The organism is Flavobacterium sp. ACN2, assembly GCF_002303885.1.
Classification (GTDB): Bacteria; Bacteroidota; Bacteroidia; order Flavobacteriales; family Flavobacteriaceae; genus Flavobacterium.
Genome location: NZ_MRCM01000006.1, coordinates 144,953 through 167,369 on the forward strand (window position 1 = coordinate 144,953; position 22,417 = coordinate 167,369).

Genomic DNA, 22,417 nt, shown 5'->3' on the forward strand with positions numbered 1-22,417 from the left:
TGATATGGTTATTGATATTTGTATCTGATAATTTTAGACCGTGTCGTTCTATTGTAAATAGTCTTATAGCGGCCAATTTTTATAATTGAGAATTAAAATTAAAAAATCAATGGAGACCAAAAGTACTAAAAAACGTATTGCAATTGTAGGAGGAGGCCCAAGCGGTCTTTTTGTTTATAAGAGATTGGTCGAATCCGGTTCAAACGATTTTGAAATTACTGTTTTGGAGAGAAAAGCACAGCTGGGATCTGGGATGCCTTACAGTAGCGAAGGGTCTAATACAGAGCATATCACAAATGTATCAGATAATGAAGTTCCGGAGATTGTTTCCACTATGTCAGAGTGGATTTATACTGCACCTGCCCAATTACTGCAAAGATTTAATATTAAACCAGATCAATTTAACGAATATAAAGTGGTGCCGAGGCTTCTTTTTGGAAGTTATCTTGCCGCGCAGTTCGAAATATTACTTGAAGCAGGAAAAAAAGCGGGAATTAATACAACTGTACATTTTGAAAGCACGGTTAGTGATATTAATTATGATTTTAAAAATGAAACTGTAAGAGTTGAAACCTTAAATGGCAATCATCAGGAATTTGATTATGTCATTATCTGCACTGGTCACAACTGGCCAATACGTTATGAAGGGAAAGTGCAGGGCTATTACGATGCTCCATATCCGCCTCAAAAATTGGCGAAGCATTTCGATCATCCCATCGCCATAAAAGGTTCTTCTTTAACAGCAATTGATGCCATAAGAACACTGGCAAGAAATAATGGATCATTTTCAAAAGATTCAGAAGAAAACCTTAATTTCAAATTAAATCCAGAAAGTTCTAATTTTAAAATGATAATGCATTCCAGAAGTGGCATGCTTCCAGCGGTTCGTTTTCATCTGGAAGATTCGCATCTTTCTAACGATTCTTTATTGACTAAAGAAGAGATAGATTTGCATAGAAATAATAATGATGGATTTTTATCGCTTGATTTTATTTTTGAAAAGGATTTTAAAGAAATTTTTCGAGAAAAAGATCCAGAATTCTATCAGCGTATCAAAGATTTTTCAATTGAAGATTTCGTAGCCGATATGATGGAACTGCGAGAGCGCCTTGATCCTTTTCAGCTTTTGAAAGCGGAATACGTTCAGGCCGAGAAGTCGATCAAAAGACAGGAATCAATTTATTGGAAAGAAATGCTGGCAGTTCTTAGTTTTGCTATGAATCATCCTGCCAAATATTTTTCGGCAGAAGATATGCAGCGGCTTCAAAAAGTATTGATGCCGCTTATTTCAATTGTAATTGCCTTTGTTCCTCAAAAATCCTGTGAAGAATTACTGGCTCTTCATCAAGCGGGTGTTCTAGACTTGGTTTCGGTTGGAGATGACAGCACAGTCGAACCGCAAAATGGTGGAGGAGTTCTTTATAATTTTACAGATAACGATAAGAATGAGCAATCTGTATTCTATAAAACATTTGTAGATTGTGTGGGACAGCCTCATTTATCTTATCATGATTTTCCATTTAAAAGTCTGCTCACTCAAAAAGCTATTAGTCCTGCGCGTTTAAAATTCAAATCTAAAGAATCCGGGCTTAATGCTTATATAAAGAATTCCGAAGCAATTCAGAAAGATGAAAATGGAGATTATTTTTTGAATGTTTCAGGAATAGCCATTAATGACAATTTTCAAATTATGGATCAATATGGAGCATTTAACAAAAACGTATATATTATGGCAGTGCCTTACATTGGTGGTTTAAATCCCGATTATTCCGGTTTAGATTTTTGTGAAGCAGCTTCTCTGCGCATAGTAAAAGATATTCTGAAGGATTAGTAAAGTAAGCTTAGACTTGTTCTTCATTTATTCTACATTTATAAAAACGGTATAATTTGCCTTAGCTCTTAATAGCAGAGAAGGCATCAAGTCCACAAGGTTGAACGTATACTTTTTCTCTAATAATTAGCAGATCTAAATATTAGTAAACTTTCGTTATCATTTCATCTATAGGCAAACGAACTTTTTTCGTAGCTGCCATATAGTCTTTTTCCGAATCCCGATATCCTAAAGCGAGGATAACTGTAGAATGTAATCCTTTTTCTTGCAAACCCAAAACGGCATCGATAATAGAAGCATTAAATCCTTCAATAGGAGTGGCGTCCACTTTCAATTCTGCCGCAGCAATAAGTGCTGTTCCTAATGCAATATAGGCTTGTTTGGCCGCCCAATGTGCTTTTTGTTCTGCGTTAATAGCGCTGAAATAAGAATGCAGTCCATTTCTAAATCCTGATAAGGCACCGGCATCAAGACCTCTTTGTTTTTCTGTCATTGCCATGTAATCGTCAATGTAAGTCGAAGACATGTCAGTGAGTGCCGCAAAAACCAGCAAATGAGAGCAAGAGCTAATTTGTCCATTATACGAATCAGCACCTAATTTTTTTTGAATTTCCGGATTGCTTACAACAAAAACACGGTAAGATTGCAGACCGCAAGAAGATGCTGAAAGATTTATAGCCTCTAAGATCTGATCGACTTTCTCTTCTGCTACTTTAATGTTATTATAAGCTTTTGTGGCGTAGCGCCATTTTAAATTTTCTATCAAATTCATTGCTATGGCTATCTTAAATTTTGGCAAATATAAATGATATTATTTTCTTTTTTGAGTTTTTAAAGCGCTCTGGCAAACTCCAGGTCAATCATCTTAGGTCACAAAAGAATATTTATCTGTTTTCCTTCATTATTATATTTGTTTGAAGATTAATAATCTTTATAAATGTACTTTGAAAGAATAATTAACTGAATTTACGCATAAATAAAAATATTTAATCTTTTATATTCAAATTTGCAAGGTAAAAAAACTAAACATTATCATCAGATGAAAGCGAATATACAAGAAGATAGCGGAATAAACGAAAAGCAGAATATTGAAAATACTCAGAATACAATTCAGAATGATTTTGCATTCACACTCAAGAGCACTTGTTTAGATGAAAACTATCACCCCTCAAGTAAAACGCGTTTAACAACCAATTTTGCCAACTTGGCCAGAGGAGCTAATCGCCAACAAAACTTACGTAATGCTTTAAATATGATTAACAATCGATTCAATGCATTGGCTCATGTGGATAATCCAAAAGCGGATCGTTACCATGTGGAACTTGAAATTCTCACAGTAACAATGAGTATTGATGATAAGAATGGTATTAACGATCTACCGATGATTGAAGTTTTAAAAACAAATATTATTGACCGTAAGACTGGCCAGCAAATCGAAGGAGTTGCCGGAAATAATTATTCTTCTTATGTCCGTGATTATGATTTCAGTATTTTATTGATCAAGCACAATAAAAATAAAGCTAATTTTTGTATTCCTGAAAATTTTGGTGATTTGCACGGAAAACTTTATAAGTGCTTTGTCAATTCAGCCACTTATAAAGAGTACTTTAAGATGTCACCGATCATTTGTCTAAGTGTATCGAGCAACAAAACTTATACTCGCACTGAGTATAAGCATCCGGTTCTGGGTTTTGAGTATCTGCAGGACCAGTATTCTATCACTGATGAATATTTCTCTAAAATGGGCTTAAAAGTTCGTTTTTTTATGCCTCCGAACAGTGTGGCACCGATGGCTTTTTATCATTCCGGAGATCTTCTTGCTGATTATACTGATCTTGGATTAATCAGCTCAATCAGCACAATGGAGACTTTTCAGAAGATTTATCGTCCAGAAATTTACAATGCAAATTCAGTGGCTGGGAAAATCTATCAACCTAATCTTAAACACGAAGATTATTCACTGACTCGTGTGGATTATGACCGCGAAGAGCGCAGCCGATTGGCTGTTGAACAGGGAAAATATGCAGAAGAGCATTTCATTAAGCCTTACAAAAGTCTCCTGGAACAATGGTCTGCCAATTTTACCCTTTAATTGATTACAACGCATTAAAATTATATTACTATGAAGAAATTATTATTACCTACCTCTATTGTTGGAAGTTTACCCAAACCTGCCTGGCTTGCACCACCCGAAAAACTTTGGTCACCATGGAAATTAGAAGGCGATCAGCTAGTTGAAGGGAAACAAGACGCTTTGCGCATTTCGCTGCAGGAACAACAATTGGCAGATCTGGATATCATTTGTGACGGCGAGCAGACACGCCAGCATTTTGTAACGACTTTTATCGAGCATTTAAGTGGTGTAGATTTTGAAAATCGTAAAACAGTAAAAATCCGTAACCGTTATGACGCGAGTGTTCCAGTGGTTGTAGGTGAGGTTGCACGTCAAAAAGCAGTTTTTGTTGAAGATGCTAAATTTTTACGTAAACAGACTAATAAGCCTATAAAATGGGCATTGCCGGGCCCGCTGACAATGGTAGATACCTTGTACGACGATCATTATAAAAGCCGGGAAAAATTGGCCTGGGAATTTGCGAAAGCACTCAATGAAGAAGCAAGAGAACTTCAAGATGCAGGAGTAGATATTATCCAGTTTGATGAACCTGCATTTAATGTGTTCTTTGATGAAGTAAACGATTGGGGAATGGCAGCATTAGAAAGAGCCATTGAAGGTTTACACTGTCAAACTGCGGTTCATATTTGCTATGGTTATGGAATACAGGCCAATACTGATTGGAAAAAGACATTAGGTTCTGAGTGGCGACAATACGAAGAAATTTTTCCGAAAATTCAAAAATCTAAAATTGATGTGGTTTCTTTAGAATGTCACAACTCCAATGTTCCTTTAGATTTAATGGAACTTGTTCGCGGTAAAAAAGTAATGGTAGGCGCCATTGATGTGGCAACCAATGCTATTGAAACGCCAGAAGAAGTAGCTGCTACCCTGCGTAAAGCTCTTGAGTTTGTAGATGCCGAAAATCTTTATCCTTCTACAAATTGCGGTATGGCCCCGCTATCTCGAAACATAGCTAGAGGCAAGTTAAGTGCTTTAAGCGCAGGAGCAGAAATTATACGCAAAGAACTTGGGATTTAGTCTCAATATATTAATAATGGAGTCCGTACCTCTACGGAGGAATAATATTTAAAACACATTGAAGAAATTATTAGAAGTATTAAAAAAAGCAGGTTTCGACGGTTTCCTGTTAATGATAGCCACCATGATTCTGATGGCTTATTTTTTGCCAAAGCCAGGTATGGTCAAAGAACCTGTTTCGCTGGAGGAGATTGCCAATGCGGGCGTTTCCTTGATTTTTTTGTTTTATGGCTTACGGCTAAGTGTTGAGAAGCTAAAAGTCGGACTTTCCAATTGGAAAATGCATATTGTCGTCCAGTTGACAACCTTTTTATTTTTTCCCCTCATTGTTTTGGCATTTCGTCCGTTGTTTGTCAATAACGGCTTCGAGCTGCTTTGGCTGGGTGTATTTTTTTTGGCAGCGTTGCCGTCTACAGTATCCTCTTCGGTGGTCATGGTTTCGATTGCCAAGGGAAACATACCCGCAGCCATTTTCAATGCAAGCATTTCCAGTTTGATAGGAGTAGTGGTTACGCCGCTCTGGGTTGGGCTGTTTATAGCTTCTGCAACAGGCGATTTTGATGTGACTCAAATCGTCATAAAGTTGATTCTTCAAGTCTTGCTGCCTGTTATCATTGGCATAAGCCTCAATTCCCGTTTAGGTGCCATGGCTGAAAAATACAAGAAACAGCTTAAATACTTCGATCAGGCAGTTATTCTAACGATTATTTACACGTCGTTTTGCAAGTCATTTTCCGAACATCTTTTTGAAGGCTTCACCGCCCTTGAACTTGCCGGACTCGCTGCAGGGATGATGGCGTTATTTTTTGCCGTATTCTTTTGTGTCGGACTACTCAGCCGCCTGCTTGGTTTTTCAGATGAAGACCGTATTACAGTCTTATTCTGCGGGTCTAAAAAGTCATTGGTGCATGGTACCGTTATGTCAAAAGTACTTTTTCAGCACAGTACCATCACTGGAATCGTATTGCTTCCGCTCATGCTTTACCATGCCTTGCAATTGATAGCCGCTAGTATCATTGCTCAGGGTATGGCTCGACGAAAAGAAGTATAATTTTATTTGTGACGTGCCCCTTTATCTTTTTTTCGATAAAGGGTACCAAAGATAGCGCTCCCTGCTATAAAATAATGTGTCTTAGATTTTTATACTGTGAATATAAACTTTGCAGTATGCTATGTTTTTAATTTCTATAAAACAAGATTTTTGTATTGTTTTTGGTTATATTTGAAGAATTTCATTCTGTTTTAGAAATAAATTAAACCAAAATATTCTATGGAACAAATAGACGATATTGATCTTCAGTTATTAAATATACTTCACGATAATTCTAAGTATACAGTAAAAGAGCTTGCTAAGATGGTAAATCTTTCGGCATCGCCTGTTTTCGAGCGAATTAAAAGATTGGAAAACAGTGGCTATATTAAAAAATATATTGCCCTGCTTGATGCAGAAAAACTAAATAGAGGTTTCATTGTTTTTTGTAATATCAAACTTAAACAGCACGATCGTAATATCGGGAATCAGTTTGTTAGTGATATTATGAAAATAGAAGAAGTTGTAGAATGTTATAATATCTCAGGAGATTACGATTTTTTAATGAAAGTTTCTGCCAAAGACATGAAGCATTATCAGGATTTTGTGTTTAATAAATTGGGATCAGTTGAAAGTATAGGAAGTACCCAAAGTACCTTTGTTATGTCGGAGATAAAAAATTTGTACGGATAGTTCCGCGATGGCTTATTTATTTGAAATTCGCCTTAGGTTTTGTGATTGAAAATGTAATAACTCCATTCATGAAGTATCTTGTAAAGGCTTGAAAAATCTACATATTTGTATATAAAAAAACGAGACAACTATTAGTTAGTTGTCTCGTTTTTGTGACCTCGACTGGATTCAAACCAGTAACCTTCTGAGCCGTAATCAGATGCGCTATTCAGTTGCGCCACGAGGCCTTTTTGTTATCAATTAGCTATTTTTTTGTAGCTTTGTTGATTGCTTATTGCGGGTGCAAAGATAGACATAAATGTGAGATATACAAGAGAAAAATAACAGAAAAATAAAAAAAAATGCAGATTAAAAATTATATACGTGATATTCAGGGATTTCCAAAAGAAGGAATTTTGTTTAAAGATATAACACCTTTACTAAATGACACTGAAGCACGAACAAATTGCTTAAAAATTTTGGTAGATTCTTTAAATGATCAAAAAATAGATAAGGTTGTTGGTGCTGAATCTCGTGGTTTTTTCTTCGGAATGTTGTTGGCGCAAGAGTTAAATGCCGGATTTGTTCCCGTAAGAAAACCAAAAAAGCTTCCGTTTGATACCATTTCTGCTTCTTACGAATTGGAATACGGCACTGATAGTTTAGAAATGCATACCGATGCTATTAAAAAAGGCGATCGAGTTTTAATTCACGACGATGTATTAGCTACTGGCGGAACCGCAAAAGCAGTTTGCGAATTGGTAGAGAAATTAGGTGGGGAAATTGTACAATGTAATTTCTTAATGGAGCTGACTTTTCTTAACGGAAGAGAAAAAATAAAAGAGTATCCCGTTTTTGCCGCACTAACATATTAATAGAAACGAAAAAAATCTCGTGCAGTAAAGGTTTGAGTCTAATTTCGTCTTTTATTGCACGTTTAAGACTAGAAAATAGTAAATTCATGATTCAGCTTTAAAAATAAGATTAAAGCCAAACAACGCACCCTGTTTGGATTTAACCTGAACTTTAAACCGGAAACTTGAAACAAAAAACAAAAACCCGACAAAATCATTGTCGGGTTTTTTATTTTGAAAGTAAGAAAGAAATTATCTTAAACTTGCACCAAGTTCAGTTTCGAAAGTCTGCTGTAATTTAGACATGATTTTATCGATTTGAGCATCGGTTAATGTTTTAGTATTGTCTTGAATAGTAAAACTCAAAGCGTATGATTTTTTTCCTTCTGGTAATTTATTTCCTTGATAAACATCAAATAGATTAATGTCTTTTAAAAGCGCTTTTTCTGTTTGTTTTGCCAAATTGAAAATGCTTTCATAAGTCGTTTTTTCATCGATTAGTAAAGCCAAATCTCTACGAACTTCTGGATATTTAGGAATTTCAGTATACTTAATTTTTCCTGTAATGATTTTTAAAACCAAATCCCAGTTAAAATCTGCGTAATAAACGTCTTGCTTAATACCAAAATGTTTCAAAATAGGCTTTTTAATAACACCCATTTCAACCAAAATATCGTTGTTGTAAGTAATTGCTGTTCCTTCAGAATAAATATCAGATTGAACTGGCGCATTCGAAATCTTTTCAATTCCTAAACGAGATAAAATAGCTTTTACATATCCTTTCAACAAGAAGAAATCTGTTGTTTTTTGCGGATTTGTCCAGCTTTCTTTGTTTCTGTTTCCAGAGATCAATAAAGAAAGGTGTTTATGTTCTTCGTAACCGTTTAAATACTTATGGTATGTTTTTCCGAATTCAAATAATTTTAAATCTGAATTTTTTCTATTAATGTTATATGAAACTGCTTCTAATCCAGAAAACAATAAAGATTGGCGAAGTGTTGCTAAATCACTACTCAACGGATTCAACATCGATACATTATGCTCTTCTTTTAATGAAGCAGATAATTTCGCGTAAGCTGCAGTCGTTAACGAATTAGCCATCATTTCATGGAAACCTTGCGAATTCAACTGAGAAGCAATTACGTTTTGTACTTTGTAATCTTCTGTTCTTGGCGAATTTGCTACTGTAGCATTAAATTTCTTAGAGAAGTTAATATTATTATAACCATAAACTCTCAAAATTTCTTCGATTACATCAATTTCGCGCTGAACGTCTACACGATATGCAGGAATAGTTAAACCTAAACCAGTATCTGAAACGCTGTTTACTTTAATATCTAATGAAACTAATATTTTTTTGATCGTATCTTTTGGAATTTCTTGTCCGATAATTTTAGAAACATGGCTGAAATTCAACAAAACAGAAAAATCTTCAACCTTTTTAGGATAAACTTCTACAACATCAGAAGTGATTTTTCCGCCAGCAACTTCCTGAATTAGAAGTGCCGCACGTTTTAAAGCGTATTCTGTAATCGTTGGATCAATTCCTCTTTCAAATCTAAAAGAAGCATCTGTACTTAACTGATGTCTTTTTGCTGTTTTACGAATGCTTACAGGATCAAAATAAGCACTTTCTAAGAAAATAGAAGTAGTTCCTTCAGAAACTCCAGATTTTTTTCCTCCAAAAACTCCAGCAATACAAAGTGGACCTTTTTCGTCGCAAATCATTAAATCTTCTTTATGAAGCGTTCTTTCAACGTCATCAAGAGTAACAAATTTAGTTCCTTCTGCAACGGTCTTTACAATAATTTTTCCGTTGATTTTGGCAGCATCAAAAGCGTGTAAAGGTTGTCCTAATTCATGTAAAACATAATTCGTAACGTCAACAATATTATTTTTTGGAGTTAGACCAATAGCTTTTAAACGGTCTTGTAACCAGCTTGGAGATTCGTGTACAGAAATTCCAGAAATAGTTACACCGCAATATCTTGGAGCTAAATGATTGTCCTCAACATTTACGTCAATTTTAAGCGTACGCATGTCAACTCTAAAATTGCTTACCGAAGGCGTAATCAATTCTATGTTTACACCACGCTGTAGCATTCCAGCTCTTAAATCACGAGCTGTTCCAAAATGGCTCATTGCATCGGCACGGTTTGGTGTTAATCCGATTTCGAAAACTTCATCATTTGCAATTTGAAAAACTTCAGAAGCAGGAGTTCCTGGAACCAAATCTTCGGCCAAAACCATAATTCCGTCATGGCTATTTCCTAAACCTAATTCATCTTCAGCACAGATCATTCCGTGGCTTTCCTGTCCGCGAATTTTTCCTTTTTTAATGGTAAATTCTGCACCATCTTTATCGTATAAAACGGTTCCAATTGTTGCAACAGGTACTTTTTGTCCTGCAGCCACATTTGCAGCGCCGCAAACAATTTGTACAGGAGCTTCTAAACCAACATCAACTGTAGTAACTTTCAATCTATCAGCATCAGGATGTTTTTCGCAAGTTAGAACGTGTCCAACAACAACGCCTGCCAAACCTCCTTTAATTGATTCGTATTTTTCAACAACTTCAACTTCTAAACCTAAATCTGTTAGTAATTCAGAAGTCTGCTCAGATGTCCAATCAGTTTTAATAAATTGTTTTAACCAGTTGTAAGATATTTTCATTGTAGTTCTTTAATTCTTTGTATGAGGTTACAAATATAAGGATTGCACGTTGGAGTAAGAAAAAATTGAGTAGTTTTTTCTATTTGTTTTTAAATGACCGAAAAATGCTGTCTACTAATTATTTAGCAATTTATAGATTAAAATTTTGCTAAATGATTATTATAAAAGTCTAAAAAAAACGAATGTGTAATTTTTGTGCTACAAGATGAACGAAAAGTGCTATTCTGTTTCTTTTTATGAAACTAAATTTGAAGTGAATCAAAAAAAGAATATTATGAGTACTGCAGTAAAAAGACCTGAATTTAAGGTAAAATACGATAACTATATTGGTGGAAAATTTGTAGCCCCAATTAAAGGAGAATACTTTGATGTTGTTTCTCCAATTGATGGAAAAGTATTTACAAAAGCAGCGCATTCTGGAAAAGAAGATCTTGAATTGGCTGTAGATACTGCTTATGAAGCATTTAAAACTTGGGGAAAAACTTCTGTAACCGAAAGGAGTATTTTACTAAATAAGATTGCACAAAAAATTGAAGACAATTTAGAATATATTGCAGCAGTTGAAACGGTAGACAACGGAAAACCAATTCGCGAAACACTTGCTGCCGATATTCCATTAGCCATTGACCACTTTAGGTATTTTGCAGGTGTAATTCGCGCAGAAGAAAGTTCGATAGCAGAATTAGATTCGCAGACTGTTTCTATTGCGTTAAGCGAACCTCTTGGAGTTGTGGCGCAGATTATTCCGTGGAATTTCCCGATTTTAATGGCCGTTTGGAAAATTGCTCCAGCACTTGCAGCAGGAAACACAATTGTTTTAAAACCAGCAGAAAGCACACCAATTTCGATTATGGTTTTAATGGAATTAGTTGGAGATATTCTTCCTCCAGGAGTTCTAAATATTGTAAACGGTTTTGGTGCCGAATTAGGTCGTCCGTTAGTAACCAATAAAAAAGTGTCAAAAGCAGCATTTACAGGTTCTACTACAACAGGACGCTTGGTAATGCAATACGCAACAGAAAACATTATTCCGGTCACTTTAGAATTGGGCGGAAAATCACCAAATATTTTCTTCCCGTCAGTAGCAGATCACGACGATGATTTCTTTGATAAAGCTGTAGAAGGTGCTGTATTATTTGCTTTAAATCAAGGTGAAATCTGTACTTGTCCTTCTAGGCTATTAATCCACGAAGATATTTACGAAAAGTTTATCAAAAAAGTTATCGAAAGAACTGAAGCGATTATAGCGGGAAATCCGTTGGATAAATCGACTATGATTGGGGCTCAGACTTCGATTGTGCAGAAAGAAAAAATCATGTCTTACATTAAATTAGGAAAAGAAGAAGGAGCAGAGGTTTTAACTGGAGGAGATGAAAATAAATTAGGAGGCGAATTAGAAGGTGGTTATTACATCAAGCCAACGTTGTTTAAAGGTCATAACAAAATGAGAATCTTTCAAGAAGAGATTTTCGGGCCAGTTTTGGCGGTTACAACTTTTAAAACTACAGAAGAAGCGATCGAAATTGCAAACGACACGATGTATGGTTTAGGGGCTGGAGTTTGGACACGTGATGCGCATGAAATTTATCAGGTTCCAAGAGCAATTCAGTCCGGTCGTGTATGGATAAATCAATATCATTCTTATCCTGCCGGTGCTCCGTTTGGAGGTTACAAACAATCTGGAATTGGTCGTGAAAACCATAAAATGATGTTGAGCCAATACCGTCAAACCAAAAACATGCTGATTTCTTATGACAAAAAGAAATTAGGATTCTTCTAAAGAATATAAACTTGGGAATAGAAAGCTAAAAAGTTTTCTATTCTCTTAAAACCATAGAATTATGCTTCCAAAAACAATGAAAGCTGCGGTCGTTCGAGAATTCGGTTCTCTTTTAAGAATAGAAGAAGTCGAAGTAAAACGCCCTGGTAGAAATGAAATTCTTGTAAAAGTAATTGCAAGTGGAGTCTGTCACACCGATTTACATGCTGTAGAAGGCGATTGGCCGGTAAAACCCAAAATGCCTTTAATTCCGGGACACGAAGCTGTTGGCTATGTTGCTGCAGTAGGTCAGGATGTGAAAAATGTAAAAGAAGGAGATGCTGTTGGTGTGCCTTGGCTTTACAGTGCTTGCGGTGGCTGTGACCATTGCATTACAGGCTGGGAAACCTTATGTGAAAGCCAGCAGAATGGCGGTTACAGTGTAGATGGCGGATTTGCAGAATTTGTAATTGCAGATGCGAGATATGTTGGAATTTTGCCTTCTAATGTGAATTTTATCGAAATGGCTCCCATCTTATGCGCAGGAGTTACTGTTTACAAAGGATTAAAAGAAACTGAGGTGAAACCTGGAGAATGGGTTGCAATTTCTGGAATTGGAGGTTTAGGACATGTTGCAGTGCAATATGCAAAAGCTATGGGAATGAATGTTGCAGCAATTGATATTGGAGATGATAAATTGGAACTGGCAAAAAAATTAGGTGCCGATTTGGTAGTAAATGCTAAAAATCAAAATCCTGGAGAATTCTTAAAGAAAGAAGTTGGTGGTATGCATGGGGCATTGGTTACCGCAGTTTCTCCAATTGCTTTCAAACAAGGGCTTGAGACGTTGAGAAGAAAAGGTACAATGGCATTAAACGGACTTCCTCCAGGCAATTTTGATTTGTCTATTTTCGATACTGTTTTAAATAGAATTACGATAAGAGGTTCTATTGTTGGAACTAGAAAAGATATGAAAGAAGCTATTGAATTTGCCGTTGATGGCAAAGTCAAAGCAACCGTAACAACTTCAAAATTAGAAGACGTTAATACAGTTTTCGATAAAATGAAGAAAGGTGAGATTGAAGGACGAATTGTGCTCGATATAGCACAGTCCTAAATAGTTGGTTATGTTGAAGCAGTAAATTCTTAATTGAATTTACTGCTTTTTTTTAATACTTAAAAGTTATGATTAAACGAATTGATGCCACAGAAAAAGCAGTTGAACTGATAAATATTCTAAAAGAGAAACACGGTGATTTGATGTTTTACCAAGCTGGAGGATGCTGCGAAGGAACACAGCCACAGTGTTTTGAAAAAGGTGGCTATTATCAGCGAACTGGTGATGTTTGTATTGGTACAGTAGAAGATGTTGAATTTTGGGTAGACAAAGATTTATTTGAATATTGGAAACACGCACATTTTACCTTAACTGTAATTGATGCATTTGGAGTAGGAGGTTTTTCGTTAGAAACCCCATTAAAGAAAACGTTTCAAATAGAATATCGTATTTTCACTCCCGAAGAGGAGAAGGATTTGGAACCAGTTTTTAGGATTGAATAGTTTTTTTGTTTCAAGTTTCAGGTTTCAAGTTTCAGGTTTCAAGTTGAAAAACTTAGAACCTTAGTATCTTAGCATCTCAGAACCTTTAATTAATATATAGTAACTGATACTGTTTTGGTGTAATTCCTTCATATTTTTTGAATAATCTAATGAAGTAATTCGCATCTTCAAACCCTGCTAAATAACAAACTTCGTTAATTTGAAGCGTTGGGTTTCTTAATAGGTTTTTAGCGCATTTTATTTTTTCATTTAAAATATATTCAATCGGACTCATTCCGAGTTCGCGTTTAAAGAAACGATAAAAAGAAGTGGTACTCATACAAGCTTTTTCGCTCAGCGATTTCAAATTGATATTTTCCTTTAAATTTTGTTTGATGTATTCGGTAACTTCTTTAATCGGATTATTGTCTTCAAAAGGTTTTCCTTCGTCCAGAGATTTTACGGTCTGAGTTTGAATAATTCTTATTAATAATTCTTTTAAAGTCAAATCGGCAAAAATGTCTTTGGTAATCGAAGTGCTCATACATTCTTTGATGAGTTTGTTTATGGTAGCAGCCATTTCGATATTATTGTAAAAGAAATAATTCTGGTAATTGAGCTGCCAGTACAGGTTATTGCCTTCTTTTGGATATTGCTCATTTAAGAAATTTAAAATCTCGGCAATTTTATCCTGATCGATGGCCAATGCTAAACATTGCGTCGGATTGTTTTTTGAAGCTTCAGGAAAATCAATTTTCATTTCTACATTAGAAGGAACAATCACCGTTTCGCCTGGAAGATATACAAATTCAGGGTCATCAAAAAGATGCATGATTTTTTTGCCGCGAAGCATGCTGGTCACCACCAGATCATTAAACTTTAATGGAACTTTTTGAGTCGATTCGTAGGTTTCAAATAGATTTAATTCACAATGATTCAAATTGTAAATAGTTCTATTTTCTACAAGAGTCTTTAATGATTTTTCTTGCGATAATTGGAGCGGATTGACTAAAAATCGTTGGTTGTTCATTAAATTTATTTTTTGGTGAAGACTTTAAATTTAATGAAAATAAGAATATAAATTACAGATTTAACGTTTAATTATATCAATTCTTCCACATGTTTTCTGATGTTTTCAGATATTTTTTTTGTTGGAAGGTCGTTCTCATCATTTCCAAACGGATCTTCAATTTCTTCAGCAATAAGTTCTAAACTTGCCAAAACATAAAAGATAAAAACAACAACAGGAGCAACTAGATAACCTAAACTAACAGAATATCCAAAAGGAAGCGTCATAGTATAAAAGAAGATGAATTTCTTTATAAAAGCACTGTAAGAGTAGGGAATAGGAGTGTTTTTAATACGTTCGCACGCTCCGCAAATGTCTGTGAAAGCAACTAATTCTTCATTTAAGGTAATGAGTTGCTCTCCCGATATTTTTTTAGCATCATACAAATCATTGATTTTGTGATACATGATTCTCTTTAATTGATTTGGCTTGTGTTTATGCTGGTCAATTTCCAGTTCAACATCTTCAAACAGCATTTTGCCAGTATCTTCATCTTTTAAATGATGATGAAGTATATCTGCGTACATCGGAATGTATTTTCTAAAAAACTTTCTATCATTTTCATCTTTTAAAATTGCGGATAGTTTTATAGCAAGATTACGGCTGTTATTTACAAGTCCTCCCCAAAGTTTTCGGCCTTCCCACCATCTGTCATAAGCTGTATTGGTTCTAAAAACAAGCAAAAGCGAGATTACAAATCCAAGCATTCCGTGCATAATCGGAATATTGTGGATATAATCGTTTTTGGTTACTTTAAAATAATGAAGTTCAAGATAACAGACAGCTGAGGCATAAATTCCAATTGCAATCATAATCGTAAACAGTTTTCGAACTGTATCTGACTTATGAAAATGAAAAATAAAGGTGAACCAGTCTTTGGTATTGTATGTAATCATTGAAACTTGTTTTGTAACAAATTTAAAGTAAAAAAATATTCTGTTGGAAGTAAATTATAAAAATATTCAGCACCAAGAATAAACAGAATGTTTTCTTAAAAACGTTATGTAACTTTTGCTGAAATTAAAAAAAAATCTGTCCAATCTGCTAAATCTGCGAGAGAAAAATAGCTCGCAGATTTAGCAGATTGGACAGATAATATTTGATTTTTAAAAGCGAATTAAAAATTAATATTTCCCGCTAATTCTTTTAAAGCAATTTCAGATAATTTTGCTTCGTATTGCGCGTTGCTGTAACGCACTTTTGCATTGACATAATTGAGTTGGGCAGTTCTAAAATCTAGAGTTGTAATAGTTCCGATTTTAAATTTGTCCAAAGTGATTTCTAAATTCTGTCTTGCGATAGCTTCATTATCTTCTTCTAAATCAATTAACTCTAAATTGGTTAAATAGGTTTGAAAAGCAGTGCTCAACTGTGTGTTTAACGTTATGTTTTGCTGTTCTATAGCAAGTTGTGAATTTTCGATCTGTAATTTGGCAACTTTTTCATTACGATGCTGATTGAAACCGTCGAATATATTCATGGAAGCATTAAAACCGTAGTTTAAACCTTTAGAAGATGTTTCGCTGGTAAATCCTAGACTCGACTGACTTTCAGAAAAATTGTATCCCGTAGTTAATCTCAAAATAGGGTAGCGGTCTGCTTTTACTTGTTTAAGCTCTAGTTCGGCTATACGTTTGTTTATAATTTCGGCTTCTAAACCTGGATTTTGCTTTTGAGCTAATTCCATTAAATCAGCCAAGACCAATTTATTATCAACGGTAACTTTATCAGTCACTTTAAAGTCAATTTTTGGATCGCGCGCTAAATGCTGATTCAGCAAAATTTTACCATTGGCATACGCTTCTTTTTGTCTCAATAAAGCAACCTGATCTGAGTTTAAATCGACCTGTGCGTTTAATACTTCAAGTTTTGAAGCTTTTCCTATGCTAAAGCGATTTTTAGCCAAAGTCAAACGCTGGTTCGAAATTACGATTGTAGTGTCTAATGCCGACAATTGCTGTTGCATTTGAACTAAATCATAATAAGCTGAATTTACCTGAGCAATTTTGACTAAAATAGTTCTTTTAAGTTCTGCGTCGCCTAGTTTCTGAAGTTCTTTCAACTGATCCAGTTTGGCAAACATTTTCATTCCGTCAAAAACAGTCCATCCTAAACTAACACCATAGTTTAAACTATTGTTTTTAGCATTATTCAATGTAGTTGATGTACCATCCTGACGCACTTGTGTTGAATTCGTAAGATTATTATTGTCTGTAATATTTGCTGTTGCAGTCGGCAACATTCCTGCATTACCAATTGTTACATTTGTTTCGGTTATTTTGGAATTATTTTTGGCAATTTTAATTTCAAAATTATTTTCCAAAGCTATGGTCATAGCTTGTTCAATAGTAAGAACTTCCTGTGCCTTTGTCTGAATTGCACAAAAAAGCAGGATAAGTACTGTACAATATATTTTTTTGATATTCATATTCGTTTTCTTTAACCAGAAAAGTATATTTCTGATTATTATTTAATGCTTTCTCTTTCGTATTCGTCAATATGATCAAACTCAGGATAATGTTTTCTGGCTTTAGACCACATTAAATAAATGGCAGGAATTACAAATAGCGTTAAAGCCAATGAGAAAATAGTTCCACCCACAATTACAACTCCCATACCAATTCTACTTGTAGACGCAGCTCCAAGCGACATTGCAATTGGAAGTGCTCCTAATGCAATAGCCAAACTCGTCATTAAAATTGGACGTAAACGTGCCTCTGAAGCTTCTAAGATAGCCTCTAATTTAGGCTTACCTTGTTCTCGTAACTGATTGGCAAATTCTACAATCAAAATACCGTTTTTGGTTACGAGACCAATCAACATTACTGTACCAATCTGGCTGAAAATGTTCCATGTTTGATTGAAGAGCCATAATGAAAATAAAGCCCCTGCAACCGCCATTGGAACCGTTAAAATGATAATAAACGGATCAATAAAACTTTCAAACTGCGCTGCAAGAATCAAGAAAATAAGTAATAAAGCCAATCCGAAAGCGAAAGAAGTATTAGAGCTACTTTCTACGAAATCTCGTGATTCTCCAGCTAAATCTGTAGTGAAGCTTTCATCTAAAACTTTTGCTTTAATACGATCCATTTCTTCAATTCCGTCTCCCATACTTTTTCCTGGCGCTAAACCGGCAGAAACTGTTGCAGACATGTATCTGTTATTATGATACAATTGCGGCGGATTACTTTGTTCGTATACGTTTACAACGTTATCCATCTGAATCAATTCGCCATTTTTGTTTTTCACAAACATAGAAGTCAAATCCAAAGGTTTCGATCTGTCTTTTTGGTCAAATTGTCCAATTACTTGATATTGTTTTCCGTTTTTAATAAAATAGCCAAAACGCTGTCCACTTAAAGAAAGCTGTAAAGTCTGTGCAATGTCAAGAATAGAAATTCCTAAACTTTCTGCTTTTGCACGGTCAATGGTAACGTTGATTTCAGGCTTGTTAAATTTTAAGTTTACATCTGTTGTCGAAAACACATCACTTTTACCTACTTCATTCATAAAAACAGGGATTTTTTCTCTCAACTTATCAAAGCTTGGAGCCTGAATAATATATTGTATTGGTAAACCGCCACGTCTGTTAACGGCAATTGTAGGCTGTTGAATTACTGCTATTTTAGCATCAGGATATCTTTTTGTCCATTTGCTTAATTTGTCTGCAATTTCTTTTTGAGATCTGGTTCTTTCGTCTGGTTCTTTTAATGACAGTCTCACAAAACCTGAGTTCGTTGCAGAACCTCCAGATCCTCCAGCAGTAATTACTAAACTAACTTTTTTTTCTGGGATTGAATCGTCAACAAGTTTTGAAATTTCTTGCATAAAACGATAAGTATAATCGTAAGAAGAGCCTTCTGGCGTGGTCATACGCATGGTAACAGAACTTCTGTCATCATAAGGTGCTGTTTCTTTTGGAAGAATCGTAAAGAATAAATATATAATTCCAAAACAAGCAATTAAAATAGGAAAGCTGATCCATTTTTTGTCCATGAATTTTGTCAGTGATTCAGCATAGCTGCTGTTCATTTTTTCAAAAAATGGCTCAGTTTTAATATAGAATTTTGATTTCTTTTGTTCGCCACCTTTCATTAAATAGGCATTTAACATTGGTGTTAAAGTCAAGGAGACAAAGGCTGAAATCAATACTGCAGCTCCAATTACAACTCCAAATTCTCTAAAGAGTCGGCCAACAAAACCTTCTAAGAAAATTACGGGCAAAAATACCGCTGCTAAAGTGACAGAAATGGATATAACAGCGTAAAAGATTTCATTAGAACCTTTAATAGCTGCTTCGATAGGAGACATTCCTTCTTCGACCTTTTTGAAAATATTTTCAGTTACAACAATACCGTCATCCACAACAAGTCCTGTTGCAAGCACAATAGCAAGAAGTGTTAGTACATTTATTGAGAAACCAAAAAGCCACATAATGAAGAATGTAGCAATTAACGATACAGGAATGTCAATTAATGGTCTGAAAGCAATTGCCCAGTCTCTAAAAAATAAATAAATAATAATAATAACCAGAACGATTGATATTCCTAAAGTTTCGGCAACCTCCAATACAGATTTCTTTACAAATTGCGTGTTATCAAGCGCAATATTAAGTTTAATGTCTTTAGGTAAATCTTTTTTTAAGGCTTCAAATTTTTTGTAAAATTCAGCTGAAATGTCCAGATAATTGGCTCCTGGCATTGGAACAATAGCCATTCCAATCATTGGAAGCCCAGAAGACATCAAAGAAGTCTCTATATTCTCTGGACCTAATTCGGCACCGCCTACATCACTAAGCCTTACGATTTTATCGCCATCTGTGCGAATGATAATATTGTTGAATTCTTCTGGTTTAGAAAGATTTCCAACTGTTTTTACGGTTAATTCGGTATTGTTTCCTGTTAATTTACCAGATGGCAGTTCGACGTTCTGAGCATTTAATGCGCTTCTCACATCGGCAACTGTACACTTATAAGCATTTAGTTTTACAGGATCTATCCATAAACGCATTGCATAGCGTTTTTGCCCCCAAATTTGCACGCCACTTACGCCTGGAATAGTTTCCAAACGCTGAGAAATAACATTTTCGGCATAATCGCTTAATTCTAAAGAGCTTCTGCTGTCACTTTGAACCGTCATCGAAATAATAGATTCGCTATCTGCATCGGCTTTAGAAACAACTGGTGGGGCATCAATATCTTGTGGGAGATTTCTAATGGCTTGCGAGACCTTGTCTCGAACATCATTAGCCGCTTCCTCTAAATCCTTATCTAAATTAAACTCGATTGTAATGGTGCTGCTTCCTTGGTTGCTGGATGAAGTAATATTTCGAATTCCATCAATCGCATTTACGGCTTTTTCAAGAGGCTCTGTAATTTGCGATTCAATAATATCAGAATTGGCACCAGTATAATTGGTACGAATGGAAACCTGCGCAGGGTCAATAGATGGAAATTCTCTGACTCCTAGAAACGTATAACCAATAAAACCGAATAGTATAATTAACAGATTCAGTACTATTGTTAAGACAGGTCTTTTTATACTTGTAGTTGATAAACTCATTTGTAATTTTAGATTTTAGATTGTTGATTTTAGATTTCAGATTTATTACTAAATCTTTACTACCATCTTTAAATCTATATTCAAGTCTTTCGACTTTTGGCTTTAGAACTATTATTTTACTTGAACTTTGATAGGGGCTTCGTTTTTTAAAGACATAACACCGCTTGTAATTAAAGTATCTCCAGGTTTTAATCCAGCTAAGATTAAAATGGAAGAATCTGTTCTTGTTGTTGCATCAACCATTACTTCTTTTGCTTGTCCGTTATTGGCAACAAATACTTTTTTACCGTCTTGAATTGGCACAATAGCTTCAGAAGGAACTACTATAGCGTCTTTAATAATATTTAAAGGTAATTTAATATCTGCGAAAGTTCCAGGGAAAAGTTTTCCGTCCACATTATCTGCAAGCGCACGAATTTGAAGTGTACGTGTGGCAACGGCAACTTCTGGCTCGATTGCATAGATTTTTGCATTATAAGTTTTGTCTGAACCAGAAACTTTAAAGTCGATTACAGATCCAGATTTTACTTCGGCAGCATATTTTTCTGGAATAGAAAAAGTGATTTTTAGTTTGCTAGTGTTGACTAATTTTGCCACTAAAACAGTTGGTGTAATATAAGTTCCTGGAGAAATATTACGCAAACCAATTTTTCCTGAAAAAGGAGCTCTAATAGAGGTTTTAGAAATTTGCGCTCTTATTAATTGTGTTTGCGCTTGTGCAGAAGCAAGATCTGCTTTTGCGACATCTGCTTCTTCTTGACTGATGGCTTCTTTTTGCAGTAATAATTTTGCTCTTCTTGCGTTTTCAGCAGCCAAATCTTCTTTAGTTAGAGCTTGTCTTAGCTGTGCCTTTAATTCGATATCATTTACTTTAAGAAGCACTTGTCCTTTTGTTACATTGCTGCCTTCGTTAAAAAATATTCCTTCAACAATTCCTGAAACCTCACTATGAATTTCTACTTGTTCGTTTGCTTCAATAGATCCTGATAATGCTAAATTATTGTCAAAAGTAGCCGTCTTTATTACGATTCCATTAACAGTTGTTGGAGCTTTTTTATCATTGAAATTTTTAGATTCATCGTTTTTACCCTTGTTCGAAATAATTCTGTAGGTGACAAAGCCACCAATTGCAACAATTAAAACGGTGTAAATGAGGTGTTTTAGTTTCATAAAAATGAGGTGAATATAGAATTTAGGTTTTTGTTTTTAGTAAGCTTACAAATTTAACTTTTTGGTGCGAAATCGAAAGCTGTTAGCGTTTATTTAACATTTGTATGTACAAAGGTTTGCATTTAGACTACAGGCAGGCAAAAAGGTTTAATTTAAGTTTAATTTTTTTTTGAAGAAAGTAGAGATGCTAAAGATAAAATCACGTTCTAAGACTTAGATAAGCGCTTATCGTTTCTAGTATGGAAGATTTTTTTTGCAATTTGTCTGATTTTTTTTGCACTTTATCGATTTTATTTGTAACATTGATATGTTAAACAAAATGAAAGATTTTAACACGGATGCTAACGGTTGCGTTTGATTTTTGTGTTAAAATACGTATGTAGAAGTTGTTTTTTTTGGTTTTTGATTATATATAATGAATAATTATATTAACAAGTGTTTATTGTTTGTTGTTAAATAATATAAAAAAAATAATTTATGAAGAAAAAATTACTTCTAAGCTTATGGTTTACATTTTTGCTTCTTTCCATTGGTTATCTGTTTTGGCAAAATGAGTTCCAATACAGTCTGCCAACACCTATTCCCAAAAATTATCATGCGATTGCAATGGGTTCAAAAATAGAACTTGGTCCGTGCTGTGCATTTGACAACAAACCTATATTTATCCATTTTTATAATCCCGAATGTCCCTGTTCGCGGTTTAATGTCCCACATGTTAGCGACTTAATTAAAAAATACGGAGACCAGGTCAATTTTAAAATTGTGGTGTTAAACAAACAGAAGAGTTTTACGATTGATGAAATTCAGGAAAAGTTTGGTGCTGAGATTCCTGTATATTTTGATGAAGCAATAGCCAAAAAATGTGGTGTTTTCTCTACTCCGCAGGCAGTTTTATTAGATCAATCACATAATTTATATTATAGAGGGAATTACAATAAAACCAGATATTGTACAGATAGCAAAAGCAATTATGCTCAAATGGCGATTGATTCTCTTCTCAACCAAAAAGAGAAACCTTCTTTTAATGCTTTAGCTCTTAAAGCATACGGATGTTCGTTACCAAAATGTACTAAATAACTTTTTCCAAAAACCTAAATCTAA

17 protein-coding genes and 1 tRNA gene are annotated in these 22,417 nt (G+C 34.8%); 10 read left to right on the top strand and 8 right to left on the bottom strand.

The window, feature by feature from the left end; genetic code table 11:
• The first annotated feature begins 109 nt into the window (after positions 1-109).
• Positions 110-1,831 carry an FAD/NAD(P)-binding protein gene (locus tag BSF41_RS09310; RefSeq protein WP_095929227.1) on the top strand — a complete coding sequence of 574 codons (1,722 nt, stop codon included), beginning with the start codon at positions 110-112 and terminating at the stop codon, positions 1,829-1,831.
• Positions 1,832-1,973: 142 nt separating this feature from the next.
• Here BSF41_RS09310 and BSF41_RS09315 read toward each other — a convergent pair whose 3' ends face one another.
• Positions 1,974-2,603, bottom strand: a complete 630-nt coding sequence (locus BSF41_RS09315; RefSeq protein WP_095929228.1) for a nitroreductase family protein — start codon at positions 2,601-2,603, stop codon at positions 1,974-1,976.
• Positions 2,604-2,870: 267 nt separating this feature from the next.
• Between BSF41_RS09315 and BSF41_RS09320 the strand changes: the two genes are divergently transcribed.
• The 4 genes from BSF41_RS09320 (at position 2,871) to BSF41_RS09335 (ending at position 6,708) form a co-directional block, all read left to right on the top strand.
• The gene (locus BSF41_RS09320) at positions 2,871-3,923 is read left to right on the top strand and encodes a DUF1852 domain-containing protein (protein WP_095929229.1); all 1,053 of its coding nucleotides are present in this window, start codon (positions 2,871-2,873) and stop codon (positions 3,921-3,923) included.
• 30 nt (positions 3,924-3,953) lie between these two features.
• Positions 3,954-4,985 carry a methionine synthase gene (locus BSF41_RS09325; protein ID WP_095929230.1) on the top strand — a complete coding sequence of 344 codons (1,032 nt, stop codon included), beginning with the start codon at positions 3,954-3,956 and terminating at the stop codon, positions 4,983-4,985.
• Between the two features lie 58 nt (positions 4,986-5,043).
• Entirely contained in the window at positions 5,044-6,036 is a 993-nt protein-coding gene (locus BSF41_RS09330; protein WP_095929231.1) for a bile acid:sodium symporter family protein, read from the top strand.
• A 219-nt stretch (positions 6,037-6,255) separates the two neighbouring features.
• The gene (locus BSF41_RS09335; protein ID WP_095929232.1) at positions 6,256-6,708 is read left to right on the top strand and encodes an Lrp/AsnC family transcriptional regulator; all 453 of its coding nucleotides are present in this window, start codon (positions 6,256-6,258) and stop codon (positions 6,706-6,708) included.
• Positions 6,709-6,861: 153 nt separating this feature from the next.
• Here the strand turns inward: BSF41_RS09335 and BSF41_RS09340 are convergent.
• Positions 6,862-6,935 (bottom strand) — tRNA-Arg (locus tag BSF41_RS09340).
• A 114-nt stretch (positions 6,936-7,049) separates the two neighbouring features.
• On the opposite strand from BSF41_RS09340, the gene BSF41_RS09345 reads away from it, so the two are divergent.
• Complete coding sequence (locus BSF41_RS09345) at positions 7,050-7,562, top strand: adenine phosphoribosyltransferase (RefSeq protein ID WP_095929233.1); 513 nt, start codon at positions 7,050-7,052, stop codon at positions 7,560-7,562.
• A gap of 231 nt (positions 7,563-7,793) precedes the next feature.
• Here the strand turns inward: BSF41_RS09345 and pheT are convergent, their stop codons facing one another.
• Entirely contained in the window at positions 7,794-10,214 is a 2,421-nt protein-coding gene (gene pheT / locus BSF41_RS09350; protein ID WP_095929234.1) for a phenylalanine--tRNA ligase subunit beta, read from the bottom strand.
• A gap of 274 nt (positions 10,215-10,488) precedes the next feature.
• On the opposite strand from pheT, the gene BSF41_RS09355 reads away from it, so the two are divergent.
• From BSF41_RS09355 to BSF41_RS09365, 3 genes are all read left to right on the top strand, one after another.
• Complete coding sequence (locus tag BSF41_RS09355) at positions 10,489-11,994, top strand: aldehyde dehydrogenase family protein (protein WP_095929334.1); 1,506 nt, start codon at positions 10,489-10,491, stop codon at positions 11,992-11,994.
• Between the two features lie 61 nt (positions 11,995-12,055).
• Positions 12,056-13,090, top strand: coding sequence for an alcohol dehydrogenase AdhP (gene adhP, locus BSF41_RS09360; protein WP_095929235.1), 1,035 nt, complete (start codon positions 12,056-12,058; stop codon positions 13,088-13,090).
• Positions 13,091-13,158: 68 nt separating this feature from the next.
• Positions 13,159-13,533 (top strand): DUF779 domain-containing protein, encoded by a 375-nt coding sequence (locus tag BSF41_RS09365; protein WP_091497581.1) that lies wholly within the window; start codon positions 13,159-13,161, stop codon positions 13,531-13,533.
• An 85-nt stretch (positions 13,534-13,618) separates the two neighbouring features.
• On the opposite strand, the gene BSF41_RS09370 is transcribed toward BSF41_RS09365, so the two are convergent.
• The 5 genes from BSF41_RS09370 to BSF41_RS09390 all read right to left on the bottom strand — a co-directional run bounded on the left by BSF41_RS09370 (position 13,619) and on the right by BSF41_RS09390 (position 21,316).
• Positions 13,619-14,542, bottom strand: coding sequence for an AraC family transcriptional regulator (locus BSF41_RS09370; protein WP_095929236.1), 924 nt, complete (start codon positions 14,540-14,542; stop codon positions 13,619-13,621).
• 71 nt (positions 14,543-14,613) lie between these two features.
• A complete protein-coding gene (locus BSF41_RS09375) occupies positions 14,614-15,477 on the bottom strand; it encodes a bestrophin family protein (protein WP_095929237.1) in 864 nt (287 codons plus the stop codon).
• A 221-nt stretch (positions 15,478-15,698) separates the two neighbouring features.
• On the bottom strand, positions 15,699-17,009 hold the full coding sequence (locus BSF41_RS09380; RefSeq protein ID WP_095929238.1) for a TolC family protein: 1,311 nt from the start codon (positions 17,007-17,009) through the stop codon (positions 15,699-15,701).
• 38 nt (positions 17,010-17,047) lie between these two features.
• A complete protein-coding gene (locus tag BSF41_RS09385; protein WP_095929239.1) occupies positions 17,048-20,146 on the bottom strand; it encodes an efflux RND transporter permease subunit in 3,099 nt (1,032 codons plus the stop codon).
• Positions 20,147-20,257: 111 nt separating this feature from the next.
• The gene (locus tag BSF41_RS09390; protein ID WP_095929240.1) at positions 20,258-21,316 is read right to left on the bottom strand and encodes an efflux RND transporter periplasmic adaptor subunit; all 1,059 of its coding nucleotides are present in this window, start codon (positions 21,314-21,316) and stop codon (positions 20,258-20,260) included.
• Positions 21,317-21,793: 477 nt separating this feature from the next.
• On the opposite strand from BSF41_RS09390, the gene BSF41_RS09395 reads away from it, so the two are divergent.
• Positions 21,794-22,393, top strand: coding sequence for a peroxiredoxin (locus tag BSF41_RS09395; RefSeq protein WP_095929241.1), 600 nt, complete (start codon positions 21,794-21,796; stop codon positions 22,391-22,393).
• The last annotated feature ends 24 nt before the right edge of the window (positions 22,394-22,417 follow it).

Coding starts and splice junctions, on each gene's coding strand:
- BSF41_RS09310 (WP_095929227.1), top strand. CDS start 110: ATGGAGACCAAAAGTACTAAAAAACGTATTGCAATTGTAGGAGGAGGC.
- BSF41_RS09315 (WP_095929228.1), bottom strand. CDS start 2,603: ATGAATTTGATAGAAAATTTAAAATGGCGCTACGCCACAAAAGCTTAT.
- BSF41_RS09320 (WP_095929229.1), top strand. CDS start 2,871: ATGAAAGCGAATATACAAGAAGATAGCGGAATAAACGAAAAGCAGAAT.
- BSF41_RS09325 (WP_095929230.1), top strand. CDS start 3,954: ATGAAGAAATTATTATTACCTACCTCTATTGTTGGAAGTTTACCCAAA.
- BSF41_RS09335 (WP_095929232.1), top strand. CDS start 6,256: ATGGAACAAATAGACGATATTGATCTTCAGTTATTAAATATACTTCAC.
- BSF41_RS09345 (WP_095929233.1), top strand. CDS start 7,050: ATGCAGATTAAAAATTATATACGTGATATTCAGGGATTTCCAAAAGAA.
- pheT (WP_095929234.1), bottom strand. CDS start 10,214: ATGAAAATATCTTACAACTGGTTAAAACAATTTATTAAAACTGATTGG.
- BSF41_RS09355 (WP_095929334.1), top strand. CDS start 10,489: ATGAGTACTGCAGTAAAAAGACCTGAATTTAAGGTAAAATACGATAAC.
- adhP (WP_095929235.1), top strand. CDS start 12,056: ATGCTTCCAAAAACAATGAAAGCTGCGGTCGTTCGAGAATTCGGTTCT.
- BSF41_RS09365 (WP_091497581.1), top strand. CDS start 13,159: ATGATTAAACGAATTGATGCCACAGAAAAAGCAGTTGAACTGATAAAT.
- BSF41_RS09370 (WP_095929236.1), bottom strand. CDS start 14,542: ATGAACAACCAACGATTTTTAGTCAATCCGCTCCAATTATCGCAAGAA.
- BSF41_RS09375 (WP_095929237.1), bottom strand. CDS start 15,477: ATGATTACATACAATACCAAAGACTGGTTCACCTTTATTTTTCATTTT.
- BSF41_RS09380 (WP_095929238.1), bottom strand. CDS start 17,009: ATGAATATCAAAAAAATATATTGTACAGTACTTATCCTGCTTTTTTGT.
- BSF41_RS09385 (WP_095929239.1), bottom strand. CDS start 20,146: ATGAGTTTATCAACTACAAGTATAAAAAGACCTGTCTTAACAATAGTA.
- BSF41_RS09390 (WP_095929240.1), bottom strand. CDS start 21,316: ATGAAACTAAAACACCTCATTTACACCGTTTTAATTGTTGCAATTGGT.
- BSF41_RS09395 (WP_095929241.1), top strand. CDS start 21,794: ATGAAGAAAAAATTACTTCTAAGCTTATGGTTTACATTTTTGCTTCTT.